Below are 18060 nucleotides of genomic sequence, written 5' to 3'. Positions count from 1 at the left end.
GGGAACCGCGTGGACAACAGGCGCATTCGCAAGGTGGTGATCGCCGGTGGCGGCACGGCCGGCTGGCTGGCGGGGTGCGCGTTGTCGCACCAGTTCGGCCCCGAGCTGGAGATCACCCTGGTCGAGTCCGAGCAGATCGGCACGGTGGGCGTGGGGGAATCCACGGTGCCGCCGATCCGCGCGTTCCACCATTTCCTCAACATCGACGAGCAGGAATTTCTGCGCGCGGTGGCGGGCACCTTCAAGCTCTCTATCTCCTTCGAGAACTGGCGCCGGCCTGGCGAGCGGTACATCCACCCGTTCGGCATGACCGGGCAGAACACCCTGGTGTGCCACTTCCACCATTACTGGCTGGACAGCCTGCGCCGTGGCATGGAATCGTCGCTGGGCGACTATTGCCTGGAAACCGTGGCCTCGCGCGATGACCGCTTCGCGCTGGGCACGCAGCCGCAGGTGAACTACGCCTATCACTTCGACGCCGGGCTGTATGCGCGCTTCCTGCGCGCCCGCGCCGAGAAGCAGGGGTTGGTGCGTGTGGAAGGCAAGATCCAGCAGGTGCACCAGGATCCGCACAGTGGCGATGTGGTCGCGCTGACGCTGGAAGACGGCCAGCGCCTGGAAGGCGACCTGTTCATCGACTGCACCGGCTTCCGCGGCTTGCTGACCGAGCAGACCCTGCACACCGGGTACGAGGATTGGAAACAATGGCTGCCGAGTGACCGCGCGGTCGCGGTGCAGACCGAATCGGTCGGCCCGCCAGTCCCCTACACCCGCGCCATCGCCCACGAAGCCGGTTGGCGCTGGCACATCGCCCTGCAGCACCGTGTCGGCTGCGGGCTGGTGTTCTCCAGCCAGCACATGTCCGATGACGAGGCGCGCGCCAAGTTGCTGCGCGATGTCGGCGCTCCGGCCATCAAGGAGCCGTGGCTGGTGCCGTTCCGCTCGGGCCGCCGGCTCAAGGCCTGGAACCACAACGTTGTGGCGCTGGGCCTGGCGAGCGGCTTCATCGAGCCGCTGGAATCCACCAGCATCCACCTCACCATCTCCGCGATCGTGCGCCTGCTGCAGCTGTTCCCTTCCGCCGGCAACGAGGATTCCCTGCGCGCGCTGTACAACGAGACCAGCCAGAAGGAGATGGAGCACGTACGCGACTTCATCATCCTCCACTACCACGCCACCCAGCGCGACGAACCGATGTGGAAGGCGACGCGCGAGATGGAGCTGCCGGAGTCGTTGGCGATTCGCCTGCGCGCATGGCGCGAGCGCGCGCATGCCTGGCAGGGCACGGATGAGCTGTTCCGTGTCGATTCGTGGACGCATGTGTTGCTGGGGCAGGGCATCCAGCCCGGCGCGCCGCATCCGCTGGCGCGCGCGCTGTCCGATACCGACCTTTCGCGCCTGCTCACAGCGGTGCGCCAGCCGCTCGGTCACGCCGTGGCGCAAATGCCCTCGCAGCAGGGCTTCATCGACCGCTACTGCAAGGCGCCGCCGGAAGTGTGGGGCGCGCGCAAGCCGGTGGCCTTCGCCTGAGCCCGCCCCGATGCTGATCCACCTGCACCCGCAGGTCCGCATCACGGCGTCGCGGATGGGCAGCGAAGGGGCGCCGCTGCTGGTCATCGACCAACTCGTCGCCGATCCCGAGCGGTTGGTGCGCAAGGCCGCGCGCCACGATTTCCAGCCGCAGGGCGCGATGTTTCCCGGCATTCGCGCACGCGCGCCGCTGGGCTACGAGCATTTCCTGGAAAGCGCGCTCAAGCCCTACCTCAGCGAATACTTCGGCCTGCCCGCCGGTCGCTTCGTTTTTCCGATGTGCCACTACTCGCTGGTCACCACGCCGCCGGGGCAACTCGCGTTCCTGCAGCGCGTGCCGCACATCGATTCGGTGCGCGGCGACGGGCTGGCGACGGTGCACTACCTGTTCCATGGCGATTGGGGCGGTACCGCGTTCTACCGGCATCGCCATACCGGCTATGAGTACATCGACGAGGCGCGGCGGGATGCCTACTTCCGCCGGCTGGAGCAGGAAAGCCAGGGACAGGACGCGCCCGCCACCGGATACATCGGCGAGGACACCCCGTTGTTCGAGAAGATCGGGCAGGTAGAGGGTGTGTTCAACCGCATGGTCGTGTACCGGCGCAACTCGCTGCATTCGGGAAGCATCGACAACGCGCGCGTGCCGCCGGCCGATCCGCTAAGCGGACGCTTGTCGATCAATTCCTTTATCGATATAGCGCCCTGAGCAATTGCACATAGCGGGACGGCCCCACTAGATTGGGTTTCTTTGCCGGTGCTCTCCCTTGACCGACACGAACCGACGCTCCCTGTTCAAAGCCCTCGCCGCAGGCGCGGTGGCGATGCCCCTGGCTGGTCGCGCGGGCGCTGCGTCCGGCACGGCCACGGCCACCGTTCGCATGAAGCCACCCGCACCGCGCTGGGCACGCGGCATCGAAGGCCAGCGACAGGCCGATCTCGGCGATGGCACCTATCTCAATCCCATCGTCGCCGGCGACCACCCGGACCCGACCATCCTCAAGGATGGCGACGATTACTACATGACGTTCTCGTCGTTCCAGTCCTACCCCGGCATCGTGATCTGGCATTCCACCGACCTGCTCAACTGGGCGCCGGTGGGGCCGGCGCTGCACCAGCAGATCGGCGTGATCTGGGCGGTGGACCTGTGCAAGGTCGGCAGCCGCTATTACATCTACCTGCCGGCGAACGCGGACGACCAAGGCTGGAAGATCTACGTCATCTGGGCCGACGACATCCGCGGACCCTGGAGCGCGCCGATCGACCTGAAGATCGACGGCTGCATCGACCCCGGCCACATCGTCGGCGAGGACGGCCGGCGCTATCTCTTCGTCAACGGCATCCGCCGCATCCGCCTCAGCGATGAGGGTCTCTCCACCGACGGCGCGCTGGCGCCGGCTTACCAGCCCTGGCGCTACCCCGAAGACTGGGTCACCGAGAACTTCGCACCCGAAGGTCCGAAGCTGCTTCGGCACGGCGACTGGTTCTATCTCGTCACGGCGGTCGGCGGCACTGCGGGTCCGGTCACCGGGCATATGGTGATCGCCGCGCGCTCGCGTTCGGTGCATGGGCCGTGGGAACACTGCCCGCACAACCCCTTGGTGCGCACGCAAGCGGTGGATGAGCCGTGGTGGTCACGCGGGCACGCCTCGCTGGTCGAAGGCCCGGCGGGCGACTGGTGGATGGTCTACCACGCCTATGAAAACGGCATGCGCACGCTGGGCCGGCAGACCTTGCTGGAGCCGATCGAGTGGACCCCCGATGGCTGGTTCCGCGCGCGCGGCGGCGATCTTTCCGAACCCCTCCCCAAGCCCGCGGGCGGCAAGCGCGGGCCCAACGGCGTGGCGCTGTCCGATGATTTCTCTCGTGATCGCTTCGGCGTGCAATGGGGCTTCCACGATCCGCGCCCGTCCGATGCCGCGCGCCTGCAACGCCATGACGGCGCGCTATGGCTGGTCGCGGCGGGTACCTCGCCGGTGGATAGCGCGCCGCTCACCTGCGGTGTCCCGGATCGCGCCTACGAAGTGGAGATCACGCTCGCGCCCGAAGCCGATGCCGAGGCGGGCCTGCTGCTGTTCTACAACCACAAGGCCTTCGTGGGCCTGGGTTTCACCGCCGACACGATCCGCACCTATCAGTACGCCGAGGAGCTGGTGTGGGCGCGCGCGCCGCGTCCCGCCGGCCCGGTGCGCGTGCGCATCGGCAACAACGAAAACGTCGTGACCTTCCACTACTCCTTCGACGGCGGACGCACCTGGCGGCTGCATGGCACGCGCATGGAAGTGTCGGGCCTTCACCACAACGTGTTCGGCGGCTTCCTCAGCCTCAAGGTCGGGCTGTTCGCGGCCGGTGCCGGGCAGGCCGCATTCCGCGATTTCCGCTACCGCGCGCTCGTCTGAGCGCGCTCAGACGTCGCCGTCGGTGGCCCAGCCTTCGCCGGTGCCGCGCTGGTGAACGCGATCGCCGTCCAGCACGCTGCCTGCCGCGTGCTGCGGCGCATCCCGCAGCTGGGCGTAGATCGGGGTGAAGTCCGGCGCGGTGGACTGCATCAGCTGCTCGAAGCTGTCGATGACGAAGTACGTCTTCTGGAAGGTATCGATGCGGTAGCGGGTCTGCATGATTCGCGCCAGGTCGAAGCCGATGCGATTGGGCGCGGCCGATTCCAGCGAGTGCAGCGATTCGCCCTTCGAGGACACGATGCCGGCGCCATAGATGCGCAGGCCCTGCGGCGTGTCGATCAGGCCGAACTCGACCGTGTACCAGTACAGCCGCGTCAGGTTCTGCAGGGCTTCGGGCCCGATGCCATGCGCCTTTACGCCACCGCGGCCATAGGCCTGCATGTAATCGGCGAATACCGGGTTCATCAGCAGCGGCACGTGGCCGAACAGGTCGTGGAAAAGATCGGGTTCGGCGATGTAGTCGATCTGTTCGGGGCGGCGGATCCACCACGTCACCGGGAAGCGGCGATGGGCGAGGTGATCGAAGAAGTCCAGCTCCGGCAGCAAGCCTTCCACGCCGACCAGCGTCCAGCCGGTCGCCGCGCCGAGTACCTCATTGAGTTGGTCGAAGCGCGGGATCTGGTGGTCGCCCATCCCCAGTTCGTCCTGCGCCTGCAGGAATTCGTCGCAGGCGCGGCCGACCAGCAGTTCGCGCTGTCGGCGATACAGCGTGCCCCAGGTCGTGTGGTCGTCGGCGCTGTAGGTTTCCCACGGCTGTTCAATCACGGCGGTCGTATAGACCGGGACGTAGCCCTTGTCCGTCTGTTGGTGTTCTACGCGGCGGGCGGTGGGCTGGGCGGACATGGGCAAACCTCGCGGGGGTCTGCCGGCATCGTATCGATGGCCGTGCGCAACAGGGTTGCAAAGTTGCGCTGAAACCCCTGGATGACGCAATCTTGTTGCGTCCACGAATGTTGCGAGGCAACAAATGACCGAATCCGTCGCCCTGGACCGCACGGATGTTCGCTTGCTGGCACTGCTTCAGCAGCAGGGGCGCCTGCCCAATTCGGAACTGGCCGCGCAGGTGAACCTTTCGCCTTCCGCGTGCCTGCGCCGCGTGCAGCGTCTGGAGGCGGCGGGGGTCATCAGCGGGTACGGGGCACGGCTGGACCCCCGCGCCCTGGGCCTCGGCCTTCAGGCGTTCGTGCGCGTGCAGTTGCAGAAGCACGGGCAGGAGAGCGTGGCGCACTTCGCCGACAGCGTGCAGGAGTGGGACGAAGTAGTGACCTGCCACGCGCTGACGGGCGACATGGACTACCTGCTGCACGTGATCGTGCGCGACCTCGAGCACTTCTCGCATTTCCTGCTTGATCGCCTGCTCAATGCGAGCGGCGTGGGCGACGTCAATTCGAGTTTCGTGCTGCGGACGGTCAAGGAACGGCACGGCTTGCCGCTGCGCTGATCGGTCGCGGCCTTGCCGCGGATTTGCGAATAATTTACATTTGCACGCCTTCGATGCCTTTGACCGGCATCCCGCCAGCCGCCCGCGGCCAGCCAACCCCTTCTGCCGGAAAGCTGGAAGCACGTTAGCTGGCGTGTTGTCCCCGTCCCGTGGCGCGCGCGGCTTTCCGGATCGTCCTTTTCATTGATCCGAGGTCGTCATGTCCATTGCTGTCTCCCCCTCATCCCGACGCCCGCTCGTGCTCGCCTTGGCGGCCGCGCTCGGCATGTCCGCCCTGCCGGCGTACGCCGCCGATGCCGCCAGCAGCGATGCCAAGACGCTCGACCGCGTCACCGTGAGCGGCGAGCGCCAGGAGCGCGACCCGTCCAGCACGACCCGCCTGCCGATCAGCGTACGCGAGACGCCGCAATCGATCAGCGTGATCGGCGTGCAGCAGCTGCAGGAACAATCGCTGTTCGACATCGACGAGGTGATGCGCAACACCGTTGGCGTCAACGTGTCCTTCTACGACACCCAGCGTCCGCTGTACTACGCGCGCGGCTTCCAGATCACCGATTTCCAGGTCGATGGCCTGCCCACCTACAGCGGCAACACCAACCAGGAATACGACACCGCCTTCTACGACCGCATCGAGGTCATCCGCGGCGCCAACGGCCTGCTGAGCGGTACCGGCGTGCCGTCGGCCATGGTGAACATGTTCCGCAAGCGCCCCGGCAAGGATTTCGATGCCTCGTTCTCGGCCACCGTGGGCCGCTGGGATTACCGCCGCATGCAGGCGGACGTCAACGCACCGCTGACGGCCGATGGCCGCTTCCGCGCGCGTGCGGTGGCCGCGTATGAGGATCGCGACTACTACTACGACCGCTACCACGAGCAGAAGTCCGCGGCGATGGCGGTGCTGGAAGGCGACCTTACCGATTCCACCACGCTGACCGTCGGCTACCAGATGCAGGACAACAACCCGGTCGGCTCGACCTGGGGCACGGTGCCGTTCTTCTTCAGCGACGGCAGCAACGCGGACCTGCCGCGCTCGACCAACATGGCCCCGAACTGGGCGCGCTGGCAGCGCAATACCCATACTGCCTATGCGCAATTGGAACAGCACTTCGGCGAGCACTGGAACCTGAAGGTCAACTACGCGCGCACCGAAGGCGACGTCACCAGCGTGCGCGTCTACGGTAGCGGCTTCCCGAACCGTGAGACCGGCAGCGGCATCTACCTGCAAACCGGCATCGGCCAGACCCACGATACGCGCGATGCCGTCGATGCCTACCTGAGTGGCAAGTTCACCGCGTTCGGCCGCGAGCATGACGTGGTCGTCGGTGGCAGCTGGCAGGACCTGGAAACCATCACCCCGACCGTTGTGACCACCTGGCCGTCCGATTGGACGACCTGCCCGCTCGGCCGCTGCTACTACATTCCGAACCTGTACGCGTGGGACGGCGACATCTCCGCGCCGACCTTCGCGCGCAACGGTGCCTGGCGCCAGGCGCGCACGACGCAGAGCGGCATCTATGCCTCCACGCGCCTGCGCCTGGCCGATCCGCTGTCGCTGATCGCCGGTGCGCGCCTGAGCAACTGGAGCACGCGCACCCACAACTTCAATACCGCCGGCAACTACACCACCACGACCGGCGCCTACAAGGTGAAGGACGAGGTCACGCCCTATGTCGGCCTGATGTACGACATCGTGCCGGACGTCTCGGTCTACGCCAGCTATACCGAGATCTTCAATCCGCAGAACTACAAGGACAAGAACGACAACCTGCTCGACCCGGTGCAGGGCAGTAACCGCGAGGTGGGCCTGAAGGCCGCCTTCCTCGACGGCCGCATCACCACCAACGCCGCGGTGTTCGAGGCCCGCCAGGACAACTACGCGATGCTCGACACCAGCGTGCCGCAGGGCTCGCTGCCGGACGGCAGCTCGGCGTATGTCGGCGTGGATGGCACCAAGAGCAAGGGTTGGGAAGCGGAGATTGGCGCCGATGTGCTGCCGGGCTGGCGCGTCAACGCCGGTTATACGCGCGCGAAGGTGACGCGCGCCTCCACCGACCTGATCTACGCGAACCTGCCGACCCACACCGTGCAGTTCTCCACCCAGTACACGCTGCCCGGTGCATGGGAGCGTCTGAGCCTGGGCGCGAACGTGATGTGGCAGAGCGAGGTGGAAGGTTTCAACATCCAGAACCCGGTCTACGGCCCGGTGACGGTGAAGCAGGACGCCTATGCGCTGGTGAGCATCAACGCGAACTACCGCATCACCGACCAGTGGACCGCCACGCTCGCCGTGCGCAATGCCTTCGACGAGAAGTACTGGGCGAACCTGGACTACAACAACTACGGCGAGCCGCGCTTCGTGGCCTTCACGCTGCGCTGGAAGTACTGAGCCGGTGCCCGCGTGGCGAGATCGCCGCGCGGGCGTTCCAGGGCTTCGCCGGAGCGGCCTGGCCCTCGACGCCGGTTACCGCGCCGGCGCGGCGCACGCTTCCTCGTTGCCGCGCAGCTTTTCCCAGCGCGAGCGCTTGTCCAGGCATGCCTGGCGCGCCTTCTCCGCGGCCTGCCGGGCTTCGCGCGCGGCCGCACTCGCGGCGGCCGCGCGCTGCTGTTGCAGCTGCGCGACCTTGGCGCGGATCTGCGGCATGGCCGCCATCGCGGCGCGCTCACCCTCGAGGATGGCGGCGTTGCGCTGGTTGAAATCCGCCGCGCCGATATCGTTGACCTTCGGGCGGATCACCACGTCCGCCCGCTTCAGCTCGGCCTCGCCCAGGCGCTGGCCCATGATGGAGATCGACTGGTTGACCGTACCCAGCAAATCGCCGGGGTTCTTGCCGCTGGCCTTGCTGGAAATATCCACCGCCACGACGAACTCGGCGCCCAGCTCGCGCGCCGCGTCGACCGGTACCGGGCTGACCACGCCGCCGTCGACGTAGTGGTACTGGCCGATGGTCACCGGTTCGAACACGCCGGGGATGCTGCTGGACGCGCGCACCGCCTGCCCCGCATTGCCGCGGACGAAGACCGTTCGCTCGCCATCCTCCAGCCGGGTGGCCACCGCGGCGAATGGCTTCTTCAGGCGTTCGATCGGCTTGTTGCCGAGTTGTTGGTTGACGTACTCCTGCAGCTTCTGCCCCTGGACGAGCCCGCCGGAGAACAGGCGCACGTCGCGGATGCTGGTCTGGTCCAGCGCCACGGCCTTCTCCTGCATCTGGAATGCGTCCATGCCGCTGGCGTAAAGCGCGCCGACGACACTGCCGGCGCTGGTGCCCGACACCACCACCGGCTCGAACCCATTGGCTTCCAGCATCTTGATCACGCCGATGTGCGCGAAGCCCTTGGCCGCGCCGCCGCCGAGCGCCACGCCGATGCGCACGGGCGGCATCGGGTGATCGGCAGTGGACGGCGGCACGCTGGCGGGCGGGGCCGAGCGCACGGACTGGCCGCTTCCGCAGCCGGCAAGCAGGGCGAGGAAGGCGAGCGGCAAGAGGCGTCGGGCGGTCATCGAACGGGCGCGGATTCGGGAAAGACGCGCAGCATACCGGTTGCCCGCGAAGGGGCGAGGGGGCCAGGCGGCGGCAGGTTCAGCCGGCGTCGTGCCCGCCGCGCACCTTGCCCGGGCCCACGCCCTCCAGCCGCTTGAAGAATCGCCTGAAGGCCGCCTCGCTGCTGTAGCCGAGCATCTCGGCCACCCGGGCGACCGAGAAACGGCGGTTGCGCAGCAGGCGGCGAGCCTCAGTGGCTCGCCAGTGCGCCAGGTATTGGATCGGCGGCATGCCCACCGTGGCGGTGAACAGCTCGGAGAACGCGGTGCGCGACATGCCAGCCAACTGCGCCATGGTAGCCAGCGTCCATTCCTGGCCCGGCTGGTGGTGTACCTCGGCCAGCACGCGCGACAGACGCGCGTCGGCCAGCGCCGCCAGCAGCCCCTGCGGTTGCGCGGCGCGGCGCACATACTCGCAGATGGCCATGGTGAACAGCGAATCGGCCAGCTTGTTCTGGATCAGGCGCCTGCCCCAGCCCCGGTCGCGGCTGGCGATGGCCAGCATCTCCGCCAGTTCGCGGAAACCGGCGCTGCTGTCGGCGGCGCGGATGACGAACCAGGTGGGCAACGCCTGAAAAATCGGGTTGTGGCTGCCGGTGATGAACTCCAGCTCGCCACAGAGCATCCAGGTATCCGGTGCGCGCGCGGCGTCTTCATCGCGCGGATTCGCCGAGGATTGCAGCTGGTGGCGGATGCCGCCGGGAAACACGATCAGGTCGCCCGCCTCCAGCGGCACCGGCGCGTCCATCGCCTCGCCGGCCACCCAGCACCGTCCTTCGGTGACGAGGTGGAACTGCCCGAAGCGGGTGGAAGGCTCTTCATCGAGCCACGTGCCGCAGTAGTGCACGTCGGCCATGATCTCCACGCGCATGCGATACGCGCCCAGCACCGTTTCGAGGACGGTGTCCGAAGGCGACGCGTGGTTGGACGGCGGCAGTTCCATGCGGCCGATGGTAGGTCAAAAGCATCCACCGGGCATGACGGCCGCCCGCCCGGACGATCGGTCATATCACCCGGACGCACGGCCACAGAAGCCCAGCCTGCGCTCGGGTGCAATGGCGACGCGCCTCCGCCCCGAGGCGCGCCCCTTTATCGATCACCGAGGTTCCAGATGAACGTGCAGAAGACTTTCTCCGGCCTGTCCGTGGCGGTGGCCGCCGCCGCCCTGTTTGCGGCCGCGCCCATGGCCCACGCCGCGCCGGCAGGCACCGCCAAGATCGGCCACTGTGTGGGCGTGAACGCCTGCAAGGGCCAGGGCGCATGCAAGAGCGCGGCGAATGCCTGCAAGGGCCAGAACGCTTGCAAGGGCCAGGGTTTCACCGAGGCGACCGCGCAGAAGTGCCAGGCCGACGGCGGCAAGTTCGAGATGCCCAAGGCCGACGGCAAGGCCGCGGCGAAGCAGGGCAGCTGATTCACTCAGGCCCGGCCCGCACGCGCGGGCCGGGGGAGGATCCCATGACCGCTGCATTGAAAGGCTTCGGCCTGGGCCTGCGTGCCCAGCATTACGACGCGCTGCTGGCCGGCCCGGTCGAGGTGGACTGGCTGGAGATCATCAGCGAGAACTACATGGTGCGCGGCGGCCGGCCGCTGTACATGCTCGATCGCATTGCCGAGCGCTACCCGCTGGTGATGCACGGCGTATCGCTGGATATCGGTGGGCGCGATCCGCTGGATCGCGACTACCTGCGCGCGCTGTCGGCCCTGGCGCGGCGAGTGCGCCCGCATCGCCTGTCCGACCACCTGTGCTGGACGCGGCACGAGGGCGTGCAGATGCACGACCTGCTGCCATTGCCGCAGAACGAGGACACCGTGCGCCACGTCGCCGCGCGCCTCCGCCAGGTGCAGGACGTGCTCGGCCAGCAATTTTTGCTGGAGAACGTGTCCAGCTATTTTCGCCATGTGGACGATACGCTCGACGAAGCGTCCTTCCTGGCGGCCATCGTGGCCGAGTCGGGATGCGGGCTCTTGCTCGACGTGAACAACGTCTACGTCAACGCGCACAATCACGGCTTCGACGCGCACGCGTTCCTTCGCCGCCTGCCGGCCGGTGCGGTGGCGCAGATCCACCTGGCGGGCCATGCCGAGGACGCACTGGGAAGCGGCCTGCTGGTGGATACCCACGATGCGCCGGTATGCGATGCCGTGTGGGCGCTCTATGCCGATGCGCTGCAGCGTTTCGGCGAGGTCCCGTCGATGATCGAGCGCGACGACGACATCCCGCCATTGGAGACGCTGGTGGCCGAGCTGGACATCGCGCGGCGCGTTTCCACTGCGGCCTTGCAAGCGGCGAGGGCGGCATGAACGCCGCCAGCCCCCAGGCGGCGATGCAGGCGTGGCTGCTGCACGCCGCGCCAGGCATGGCCGCGCGCATTGCCGGTGGGAGTGACGTGGACCGCGCGCATCGCCTGCGCATCTACGCCGATGCCTACCGCCTGCGCCTGCTTCAGGTGCTGGCCGAGGACTACCCGGTGCTGCGCAAGGCCGTTGGCGGCGACGCGTTCGACCGGCTGTGTACTGGCTACCTGTCCGCGCACCCTTCCCGCCATCCTTCGGTGCGATGGCTGGGTGCCGGCCTGCCGGACTGGTTGCATGGCGCCGGCCAGCCCGAAGCCCGCGTGGCACTGGCGCGTTTCGAATGGGCGCAAGGCGAGCTGTTCGACGCCGCCGACGCCCTACCCTGCGACGAAGCCGCCCTGCGGACGCTACAGCCAGAGGCATGGCCTTCGCTGCGGCTGGAGCTCATCCCGGCGTTGCGGCTGCACGCCGATATCGGCAACGCGCCGGATCGCGCCGCCGCGGTCGCCGAAGGACACGCACCGGCGCGGTGGCGCCGCCATCGCGTGACCTGGTTGTTGTGGCGGCAGCACTGGGACGTGCATTGGCGCGCGTTGCCCGCCGACGAAGCGCGTGCGCTGGCCTGCGTCAGCGCCGGTGGCCGGTTTGCGGACTGGTGCGGTGAGCTGGCAGGCCCGCAACCGGCCTTGCGCGCCGCCGGCCTGCTGAAGCGCTGGCTGGCCGATGGACTCATCATCGCCGTGCACACCGATCCACCGGCGCCTGCTCTCTTCCCTTCCGATTCCACCTGAGGTTCCTCCATGCGCTCCATTCCTCTCCCGCTTCCCGAACGCGTGCTGGCGCGGCTCCATGCGCTTTCCTGGTTCGGCCCGCTGCTGGTGCGTTGCGTGTTCGGCTATTTCTGGCTGGAGACCGGCTGGGCCAAGCTGCACAACCTGGCATTTTTCAGCAGCCGCTTCGTCGAGTGGGGCATTCCCTGGCCGACCTTCAACGCGGCGCTCAGCGCCGGCACGGAATTCGTAGGCGGCTTGCTGATGATCGTCGGGCTGGGCACGCGCCTGGTGATGGTGCCGATGATCGTCAACATGCTGGTCGCGCTGGCGGTGGTCGTGCTGCCGCAGATCAGCACGCTGGACGAGTTCGTCGAACTGGACGAGGTGCTCTATGTCGCGGTCTTCACCTGGCTGCTGCTGGCCGGTCCGGGTGCCGCCAGCCTCGATGCCTGGATCGCGCGGCGCCGGCTGGCGCGCGCGGTGGAGCGGGAAGTCGCCTATCGGCGGGAACAGGCCTGAAGCGGGAAGCCGGCACGCCGGCTCCCCGCACCGCCTCAGAAGTTGTTGTCGCCGTCGAGGATGCGGCCCAGTCCCCCCAGCACGGAACCTTCGCCGCGCGCCTGCCCCCCGGCCTGCGGCGCGGCCTGCAGCATGCGCCCGGCCAAGCGCGAGAACGGCAGGGACTGCAGCCACACCTTGCCCGGGCCGGTGAGCGTGGCGAGGAACACCCCCTCGCCGCCGAAGAACATGCTCTTCAGCCCTGCCACCCGGCGCACGTCCATGTCGATGCTGCCGTGGTAGGCCACCACGCAGCCGGTATCCACGTCGATGCGCTCGCCAGCGGCCAGCTCGCGTTCCACCACGGTGCCGCCGGCGTGCACGAACACCCAGCCGTCGCCTTCCAGCTTCTGCATGATGAAACCCTCGCCGCCAAACAGGCCGGTGAGGATCTTGCGCTGGAACGCGATGCCCAGCGAAACGCCGCGCGCACCGGCCAGGAAGCTGTCCTTCTGGCAGATCAGCCGGCCGCCGTGGTCGGAGAGCTTCATCGCCAGCACCGTGCCGGGATAGGGCGCAGCGAAGGCGACCTTGGCCTTGCCGCTGCCGGCGTGCGTGTAGACCGTGGTGAACAGGCTTTCGCCGGTGACCACGCGCTTGCCCGCGGCGAACAGCTTGTCCATCAAGCCGCCGCCCTGGCCGCTGTGCGAGCCGTCGCCGAACACCGTGTCCATCTGCACCGCGGCGTCCTTGTACATGAGCGCGCCGGCCTCGGCGACCGCGCTCTCGCCCGGGTCCAGCTCCACTTCGACGAACTGCATGTCGTTGCCGATGATGCGGAAGTCGATGTCATCGGCGCGGCCACTGCCGGGCAGCGGCGGCGGCGGCGGCGCGCCGGCGCCGGAGAGTTCGGCCAGCGTGGCGGCGGGCTTCCAGCCTTCCAGGCCTTCGCGCCACGCCATCGCCTGGGGCGTCGCGCGGGCGAACTGCTGGGCCGCCGCATCGTCCATCGGACCGACCCGGTCCGAACGCCCGGGAATATGGAAATACCATTGCGCCATGGGGAATCCTCCTGATTGATGGGCGAGTCTATGTCGGCCGCCGTGGCGGCGGTCACCTGCCGCTCGTCATGGCCCGGGGAAGCCGAAGGGGCATGTTCAGGTTTGGCGCCCGCCCGCCGGGATGTCACCCTTTGCGATGTCGTGTGCTGTATTGCAACATTCCCGTGCTAGGCGGCCTGTCGCCGCTAGTCCACCACCCGAGAGAGCCTTCGCCATGTCCCTGACCCGTGCCCGCGGCCGATTGCCGGTCGCGCATCCGCTTGTCATCGCCCTTGCCGCCCTGCTGCCCACCACGCAGGCCTTCGCCCAGGAGCCCGCCGCGACGACGGACGGCACGAAGGCGCCCGCCGTGCTGGATACCTTGCAGGTCACCGCGCAGCGCCGCGTGGAAAATGCCAAGGACGTGCCGGTGTCGATCACCACGGTCAGCGGCGAAAAGCTCGACGTGCTCGGTTCGGCCGGCGACGACATCCGTTTCCTGTCCTCGCGCCTGCCCAGCCTCAACATCGAATCCTCCTACGGCCGCGCCTTCCCGCGCTTCTACATCCGTGGCCTGGGCAACACCGATTTCGACCTCAACGCGTCCCAGCCGGTCTCGCTGGTGTACGACGACGTCGTGCAGGAGAGCCCGCTGCTGAAGGGCTTCCCGGTGTTCGACCTGGCCGGCATCGAGCTGCTGCGGGGCCCGCAGGGCACGCTGTTCGGCCGCAACACGCCGGCGGGCGTGGTCAAGTTCGATTCCGCGCGTCCCTCGCAGGATGCCGATGGCTACGTGAAGCTCTCCTACGGCACCTACGATACCTGGAATGTCCAGGGCGCCTATGGCGGACCGTTGACCGAGCGCTGGTCGGCGCGCGTGTCGGCGCTGTACCAGCGGCGCGACGACTGGGTCACCAATACGCACGACGGTCCCAACGACGGCTTCGAAGGCTACGACGAAGCAGCCGGCCGCGTGCAGTTCCTCTACGAGGGCGATGACTTCGAGGCGCTGTTCAACCTGCACAAGCGCAAGCTCAATGGCACCGCGCGCCTGTTCCGCGCCAACATCATCCAGAAGGGCAGCAATGCGTTCGTGCCCGGCTTCGACCGCGACGAGGTCAGCAACGACGGCGTCAACTTCTCCGAACTGGAAACCTGGGGCGGCAGCGCACGCCTGAAGTGGAACCTCGGCCAGGTCACGCTGTACTCGATCACCGGCTACGAAACCGCCGAATCGCTCAATCGCGGCGACATCGATGGCGGCTATGGCGCCAGCTTCCTGGGCCCGGGCAACTACGGTCCGGGGGAGATTCCGTTCGCCTCCGAATCCGCCGACGGCCTGCCCGACCACCGCCAGTGGACGCAGGAGTTCCGCGTCGAGTCCAACGAGTGGGGCCGGTTCGATTGGCAGGCCGGCCTGTTCTACTTCGACGAAGACGTCACCATCGACAGCTTCAACTATGACTCGCTGACGCCGGGCAACCCGTTGGCCGGCCATGCGGTGCAGCAGCAGCGCAACAAGGCGTGGGCGGCGTTCGTCTCCGGCGATTTCGACGTCACCGAGCGCTTCAAGCTGCGCGGCGGCCTGCGCTACACGCAGGACAAGAAGGACTTCAGCGCCAGCGTGCTGGAAGCGGCGCCGTTCGGTGCGCCGGTGGGCGGGCCGTATGTGGTGCACACCGATGTCGATGACGTCAGCTGGGACCTGAGCGGCACCTACGCGCTGACGCCGGACGTGAACCTCTATGGCCGCGTGGCCAAGGGCTTTCGCGCGCCGTCGATCCAGGGCCGGCTGTTGTTCGCGGCGGCCACCGCCCCGAACGGCGGCGTGTCCACCGCCGACTCGGAGAAGGTGATCTCCTATGAGATCGGCATCAAGGCCGACCTGTTCGACAAGCGCGCCCGCCTGGGCTTCGACATCTTCCGCTACGACGTGGACGGCCAGCAGCTGATCGCCGTCGGCGGCGCGTCCAACACCGCCACCCTGCTCAACGCCGACAAGACCATCGGCCAGGGCGCGGAGCTGGACTTCGAGGCCTACCTCACCGACAACCTGCTGGTCACGCTGGGCAGCAGCTACAACGACACCGAGATCAAGGACCCGAACCTGGCGGTGGCGATCTGCGGCGGCGGTTGCACCATTACCGACCCGACCACGGTCATCAACGGCGGCACGTATGCGCTGGTCAACGGCAACCCGCTGCCGCAGGCGCCGAAGTGGATCCACAACGTGACCGCGCGCCTGGGCTTCCCGATGGCCAATGGCAACGAGATCTACGTGTACACCGATTGGGCGTATCGCAGCCCGGTGAACTTCTTCCTGTACGAGTCGCCGGAGTTCCGCAGCCGCAGCTCGCTGGAGGGTGGCCTGCGGGTGGGCTACAACTGGAACTACGGCCTGTACGACGTGGCGGTGTTCGGCCGCAACCTCACCGACCAGACTCGCGTGGTGGGTGCGATCGACTTCAACAACCTGACCGGCTTCCTCAACGAGCCGCGTACCTTCGGCGTGGAATTCACGGCGAAGTTCTGACGCTGGGGAAACAGGCGCGTTGTCTCAAGGGGCCGGCAAACACCGGCCCCTTTCTTGTGCAGCGGCCACGCCGCTGCAGGGTGATGGGCCGACGGGATGACGGCCCGCTACCTCGTTAGATATTTCTAATAGGTCGTCCTTTTCGCCTGGCAGAGAATGCGCGCCTCTTGGAACTTTCCCAGCTCCCCATGCGCAAATTCACGCTCACCCTCGCGATCGCGGCTTCGTTGGCCGCGCCGCTGTCCGGTCACGGCGAAGCACCGAATTCCGTGACGCTGTCCCCTAACGACAACCAGCAAGGCGGCCTGTTGCCCTCCGGCTACCGGGATCTGGTCTTCGGCATGTGGAACGGAAGCTGGACCTCCGAAATCGCGCTGCCGACGTCCCCCGCGCACGGGGACAAGGTCAGGGTCTTCAACGATGCGACCTCCGTGGCGACCCTGGATGCGTCCGCAACCGAACTGCGGATGTCGCGCTTGCGCCTGCTCACCGGGCAGGCCTACGTCTTCCATTACGACGCGAACGCGCGCATCTGGCGGGTAGCCGCGGACATGGCGCGTGTCGATCCGCGCACGCTGTCCGAGGGCGTGCTGGGGCGTTCCAAGCTGCAGCTGGTCGAATTGGCCGATGGCGCCTGGATTCCGGAGCTGCGCCTGCCGCGGGGGCAGGATGGTGACATCGCGGTGATTCGCAGCAGCGCGACCTGGCCGGCCCGCATCGGCGGCGAGGCGCTGTTCGCGTCCACGTTCCGCTTGCAGCCGGGGGACAGCTACACGTTCGAATTCAGCGCGCCCCACGGCAAGTGGTTGCCGCGCTCGGTGCCGGAGCGCATCGTGGCGTTGCAGGCCCAGTTGCCTTCGCCGAGCGCGCCCCGTTCGCGGGTGCGCCTGTCCGACGGTCATTGGCTGGCCGAGCTGACGCTGCCTGCCAGCGCCGGGGACCGTGACCGATACATCGTCGAATCCACCGCGACGTGGGCCTCCACGCTTCGCGTGCAGGGTGGCGAGCCGCTCGGCCCGATGCGGCTGGAAGCCGGCGATCGCTACGAGTTCATGTATGTCGCCGACGAAGCACGCTGGGTGCTGATGGACCAGCCCGAACGGAATCTGTCAGCGCGCGATATTCCGGGCGGCCGCATGTCGCCGCTGACGGCGCCGCGTACCCGCGTGCGCTTCAAGGATGGCCACTGGCTGCCTTCGCTGACGCTGCCGGCCCCGGTCGCCGGCGGCGAGGTCGTGGTGGACGTCGCCTCGACCTGGGCCGTGGCCGTGGAAGACGGCAGCGGGAAATCGCACAAGGTGGAGACGGGCGAGCAGGCGATGTTTGCCGTCGATGCGAACGGCCAGTGGCAGCGCGTCACCACGACAGTGGATGTGCTTTCCGTCTACAGCGCCGGCCTGGCGCAGCGCCTGGGCGAGCCCGCGGTGCGCACCTACCTGGGTGACGCCTTGGCGCAGACCAACCAGGCACTGGAGAACTCCGGTGCGAACTTCCGCTACCGGATGGTGGGGATGCGCCCGATCCAGCCCGACACGAATTGGCGCACGCTGCGCGATGTCCTGCCGGCGTTGGAGGCGCGAAAGGATGTCACCGTGCCGCGCGATGAGCTCAAGGCGGACGTGGTGTATTACCTCGGCACCGAGGAGGGCTGCGGCCTGGCGCAATCCCGCGCGCGCGCCGAGGTGGCGTTCGCGACCGAATCGTACGGGTGCGGCACCAACGTGATGCGGCACGAGCTCGGCCATGTCATCGGGCTGGCCCATAGCGCCACCACCGGCTACGCCCAGGGCTATGAGCTGGCCGGCACGATCATGAACGGCAACGCCATTCCGCTGTACAGCACCACGCGCCGCTTCACCCCGGACCTGGGGATGCGGGCGGGCGTGGCGGACCTCTACGACGCGGTGCGCGCCATGAACGAGCGCTCGGCCGAAGTCGCGGCGTTCCGTTGAG

Annotated in this window: 15 protein-coding genes; 11 read left to right on the top strand and 4 right to left on the bottom strand. The window is 67.7% G+C overall.

Annotated features, from left to right (window positions below; translation table 11 throughout):
• The first annotated feature begins 9 nt into the window (after positions 1-9).
• From P6166_RS01155 to P6166_RS01145, 3 genes are read left to right on the top strand one after another with little or no spacing between them, the layout of a single operon-like run.
• Positions 10-1530 carry a tryptophan halogenase family protein gene (locus P6166_RS01155; protein ID WP_277762701.1) on the top strand — a complete coding sequence of 507 codons (1521 nt, stop codon included), beginning with the start codon at positions 10-12 and terminating at the stop codon, positions 1528-1530.
• A gap of 10 nt (positions 1531-1540) precedes the next feature.
• Complete coding sequence (locus P6166_RS01150) at positions 1541-2239, top strand: DUF6445 family protein (protein ID WP_277762700.1); 699 nt, start codon at positions 1541-1543, stop codon at positions 2237-2239.
• A 58-nt stretch (positions 2240-2297) separates the two neighbouring features.
• Complete coding sequence (locus tag P6166_RS01145; RefSeq protein ID WP_277762699.1) at positions 2298-3929, top strand: family 43 glycosylhydrolase; 1632 nt, start codon at positions 2298-2300, stop codon at positions 3927-3929.
• Positions 3930-3935: 6 nt separating this feature from the next.
• Here P6166_RS01145 and phhA read toward each other — a convergent pair whose 3' ends face one another.
• A complete protein-coding gene (phhA, locus tag P6166_RS01140; protein ID WP_277762698.1) occupies positions 3936-4832 on the bottom strand; it encodes a phenylalanine 4-monooxygenase in 897 nt (298 codons plus the stop codon).
• 124 nt (positions 4833-4956) lie between these two features.
• Between phhA and P6166_RS01135 the strand changes: the two genes are divergently transcribed.
• Entirely contained in the window at positions 4957-5430 is a 474-nt protein-coding gene (locus P6166_RS01135; RefSeq protein ID WP_277762697.1) for an Lrp/AsnC family transcriptional regulator, read from the top strand.
• A 199-nt stretch (positions 5431-5629) separates the two neighbouring features.
• Entirely contained in the window at positions 5630-7816 is a 2187-nt protein-coding gene (locus tag P6166_RS01130; RefSeq protein ID WP_277762696.1) for a TonB-dependent siderophore receptor, read from the top strand.
• A 75-nt stretch (positions 7817-7891) separates the two neighbouring features.
• Here P6166_RS01130 and P6166_RS01125 read toward each other — a convergent pair whose 3' ends face one another.
• Together P6166_RS01125 and P6166_RS01120 are read right to left on the bottom strand one after the other, a co-directional pair.
• Positions 7892-8929 carry a patatin-like phospholipase family protein gene (locus tag P6166_RS01125; protein WP_277762695.1) on the bottom strand — a complete coding sequence of 346 codons (1038 nt, stop codon included), beginning with the start codon at positions 8927-8929 and terminating at the stop codon, positions 7892-7894.
• A 79-nt stretch (positions 8930-9008) separates the two neighbouring features.
• Entirely contained in the window at positions 9009-9911 is a 903-nt protein-coding gene (locus tag P6166_RS01120) for an AraC family transcriptional regulator (protein WP_277762694.1), read from the bottom strand.
• Positions 9912-10079: 168 nt separating this feature from the next.
• Here P6166_RS01120 and P6166_RS01115 point away from each other — a divergent pair, with 168 nt between their 5' ends.
• From P6166_RS01115 to P6166_RS01100, 4 genes are read left to right on the top strand one after another with little or no spacing between them, the layout of a single operon-like run.
• Positions 10080-10379: a hypothetical protein gene (locus P6166_RS01115; RefSeq protein WP_277762693.1), complete on the top strand. Its 300-nt coding sequence runs from the start codon at positions 10080-10082 to the stop codon at positions 10377-10379.
• 44 nt (positions 10380-10423) lie between these two features.
• A complete protein-coding gene (locus P6166_RS01110) occupies positions 10424-11269 on the top strand; it encodes a DUF692 domain-containing protein (RefSeq protein WP_277762692.1) in 846 nt (281 codons plus the stop codon).
• The gene (locus tag P6166_RS01105; protein WP_277762691.1) at positions 11266-12054 is read left to right on the top strand and encodes a DNA-binding domain-containing protein; all 789 of its coding nucleotides are present in this window, start codon (positions 11266-11268) and stop codon (positions 12052-12054) included. Before P6166_RS01110 ends, P6166_RS01105 begins: the two co-directional genes overlap by 4 nt.
• 9 nt (positions 12055-12063) lie before the next feature.
• A complete protein-coding gene (locus tag P6166_RS01100) occupies positions 12064-12555 on the top strand; it encodes a DoxX family protein (protein ID WP_277762690.1) in 492 nt (163 codons plus the stop codon).
• A 35-nt stretch (positions 12556-12590) separates the two neighbouring features.
• Here P6166_RS01100 and P6166_RS01095 read toward each other — a convergent pair whose 3' ends face one another.
• Complete coding sequence (locus tag P6166_RS01095; RefSeq protein WP_277762689.1) at positions 12591-13595, bottom strand: TIGR00266 family protein; 1005 nt, start codon at positions 13593-13595, stop codon at positions 12591-12593.
• Positions 13596-13809: 214 nt separating this feature from the next.
• Here P6166_RS01095 and P6166_RS01090 point away from each other — a divergent pair, with 214 nt between their 5' ends.
• Both P6166_RS01090 and P6166_RS01085 read left to right on the top strand, forming a co-directional pair.
• On the top strand, positions 13810-16107 hold the full coding sequence (locus tag P6166_RS01090) for a TonB-dependent receptor (RefSeq protein WP_277762688.1): 2298 nt from the start codon (positions 13810-13812) through the stop codon (positions 16105-16107).
• 188 nt (positions 16108-16295) lie between these two features.
• Positions 16296-18059 (top strand): hypothetical protein, encoded by a 1764-nt coding sequence (locus P6166_RS01085; RefSeq protein WP_277762687.1) that lies wholly within the window; start codon positions 16296-16298, stop codon positions 18057-18059.
• Position 18060: the final 1 nt, after the last annotated feature.

It is taken from the genome of Stenotrophomonas sp. HITSZ_GD (assembly GCF_029543105.1).
Lineage (GTDB): Bacteria > Pseudomonadota > Gammaproteobacteria > Xanthomonadales > Xanthomonadaceae > Stenotrophomonas_A.
This window is presented reverse-complemented; position numbering and strand designations above follow the sequence as displayed.

What these genes read in the sequence shown, in the direction of transcription:
- P6166_RS01100 (WP_277762690.1), top strand. Translation starts at nt 12,064, where the DNA reads ATGCGCTCCATTCCTCTCCCGCTTCCCGAACGCGTGCTGGCGCGGCTC.
- P6166_RS01115 (WP_277762693.1), top strand. Translation starts at nt 10,080, where the DNA reads ATGAACGTGCAGAAGACTTTCTCCGGCCTGTCCGTGGCGGTGGCCGCC.
- P6166_RS01150 (WP_277762700.1), top strand. Translation starts at nt 1,541, where the DNA reads ATGCTGATCCACCTGCACCCGCAGGTCCGCATCACGGCGTCGCGGATG.
- P6166_RS01135 (WP_277762697.1), top strand. Translation starts at nt 4,957, where the DNA reads ATGACCGAATCCGTCGCCCTGGACCGCACGGATGTTCGCTTGCTGGCA.
- phhA (WP_277762698.1), bottom strand. Translation starts at nt 4,832, where the DNA reads ATGTCCGCCCAGCCCACCGCCCGCCGCGTAGAACACCAACAGACGGAC.
- P6166_RS01110 (WP_277762692.1), top strand. Translation starts at nt 10,424, where the DNA reads ATGACCGCTGCATTGAAAGGCTTCGGCCTGGGCCTGCGTGCCCAGCAT.
- P6166_RS01085 (WP_277762687.1), top strand. Translation starts at nt 16,296, where the DNA reads ATGCGCAAATTCACGCTCACCCTCGCGATCGCGGCTTCGTTGGCCGCG.
- P6166_RS01120 (WP_277762694.1), bottom strand. Translation starts at nt 9,911, where the DNA reads ATGGAACTGCCGCCGTCCAACCACGCGTCGCCTTCGGACACCGTCCTC.
- P6166_RS01090 (WP_277762688.1), top strand. Translation starts at nt 13,810, where the DNA reads ATGTCCCTGACCCGTGCCCGCGGCCGATTGCCGGTCGCGCATCCGCTT.
- P6166_RS01095 (WP_277762689.1), bottom strand. Translation starts at nt 13,595, where the DNA reads ATGGCGCAATGGTATTTCCATATTCCCGGGCGTTCGGACCGGGTCGGT.
- P6166_RS01130 (WP_277762696.1), top strand. Translation starts at nt 5,630, where the DNA reads ATGTCCATTGCTGTCTCCCCCTCATCCCGACGCCCGCTCGTGCTCGCC.
- P6166_RS01105 (WP_277762691.1), top strand. Translation starts at nt 11,266, where the DNA reads ATGAACGCCGCCAGCCCCCAGGCGGCGATGCAGGCGTGGCTGCTGCAC.
- P6166_RS01125 (WP_277762695.1), bottom strand. Translation starts at nt 8,929, where the DNA reads ATGACCGCCCGACGCCTCTTGCCGCTCGCCTTCCTCGCCCTGCTTGCC.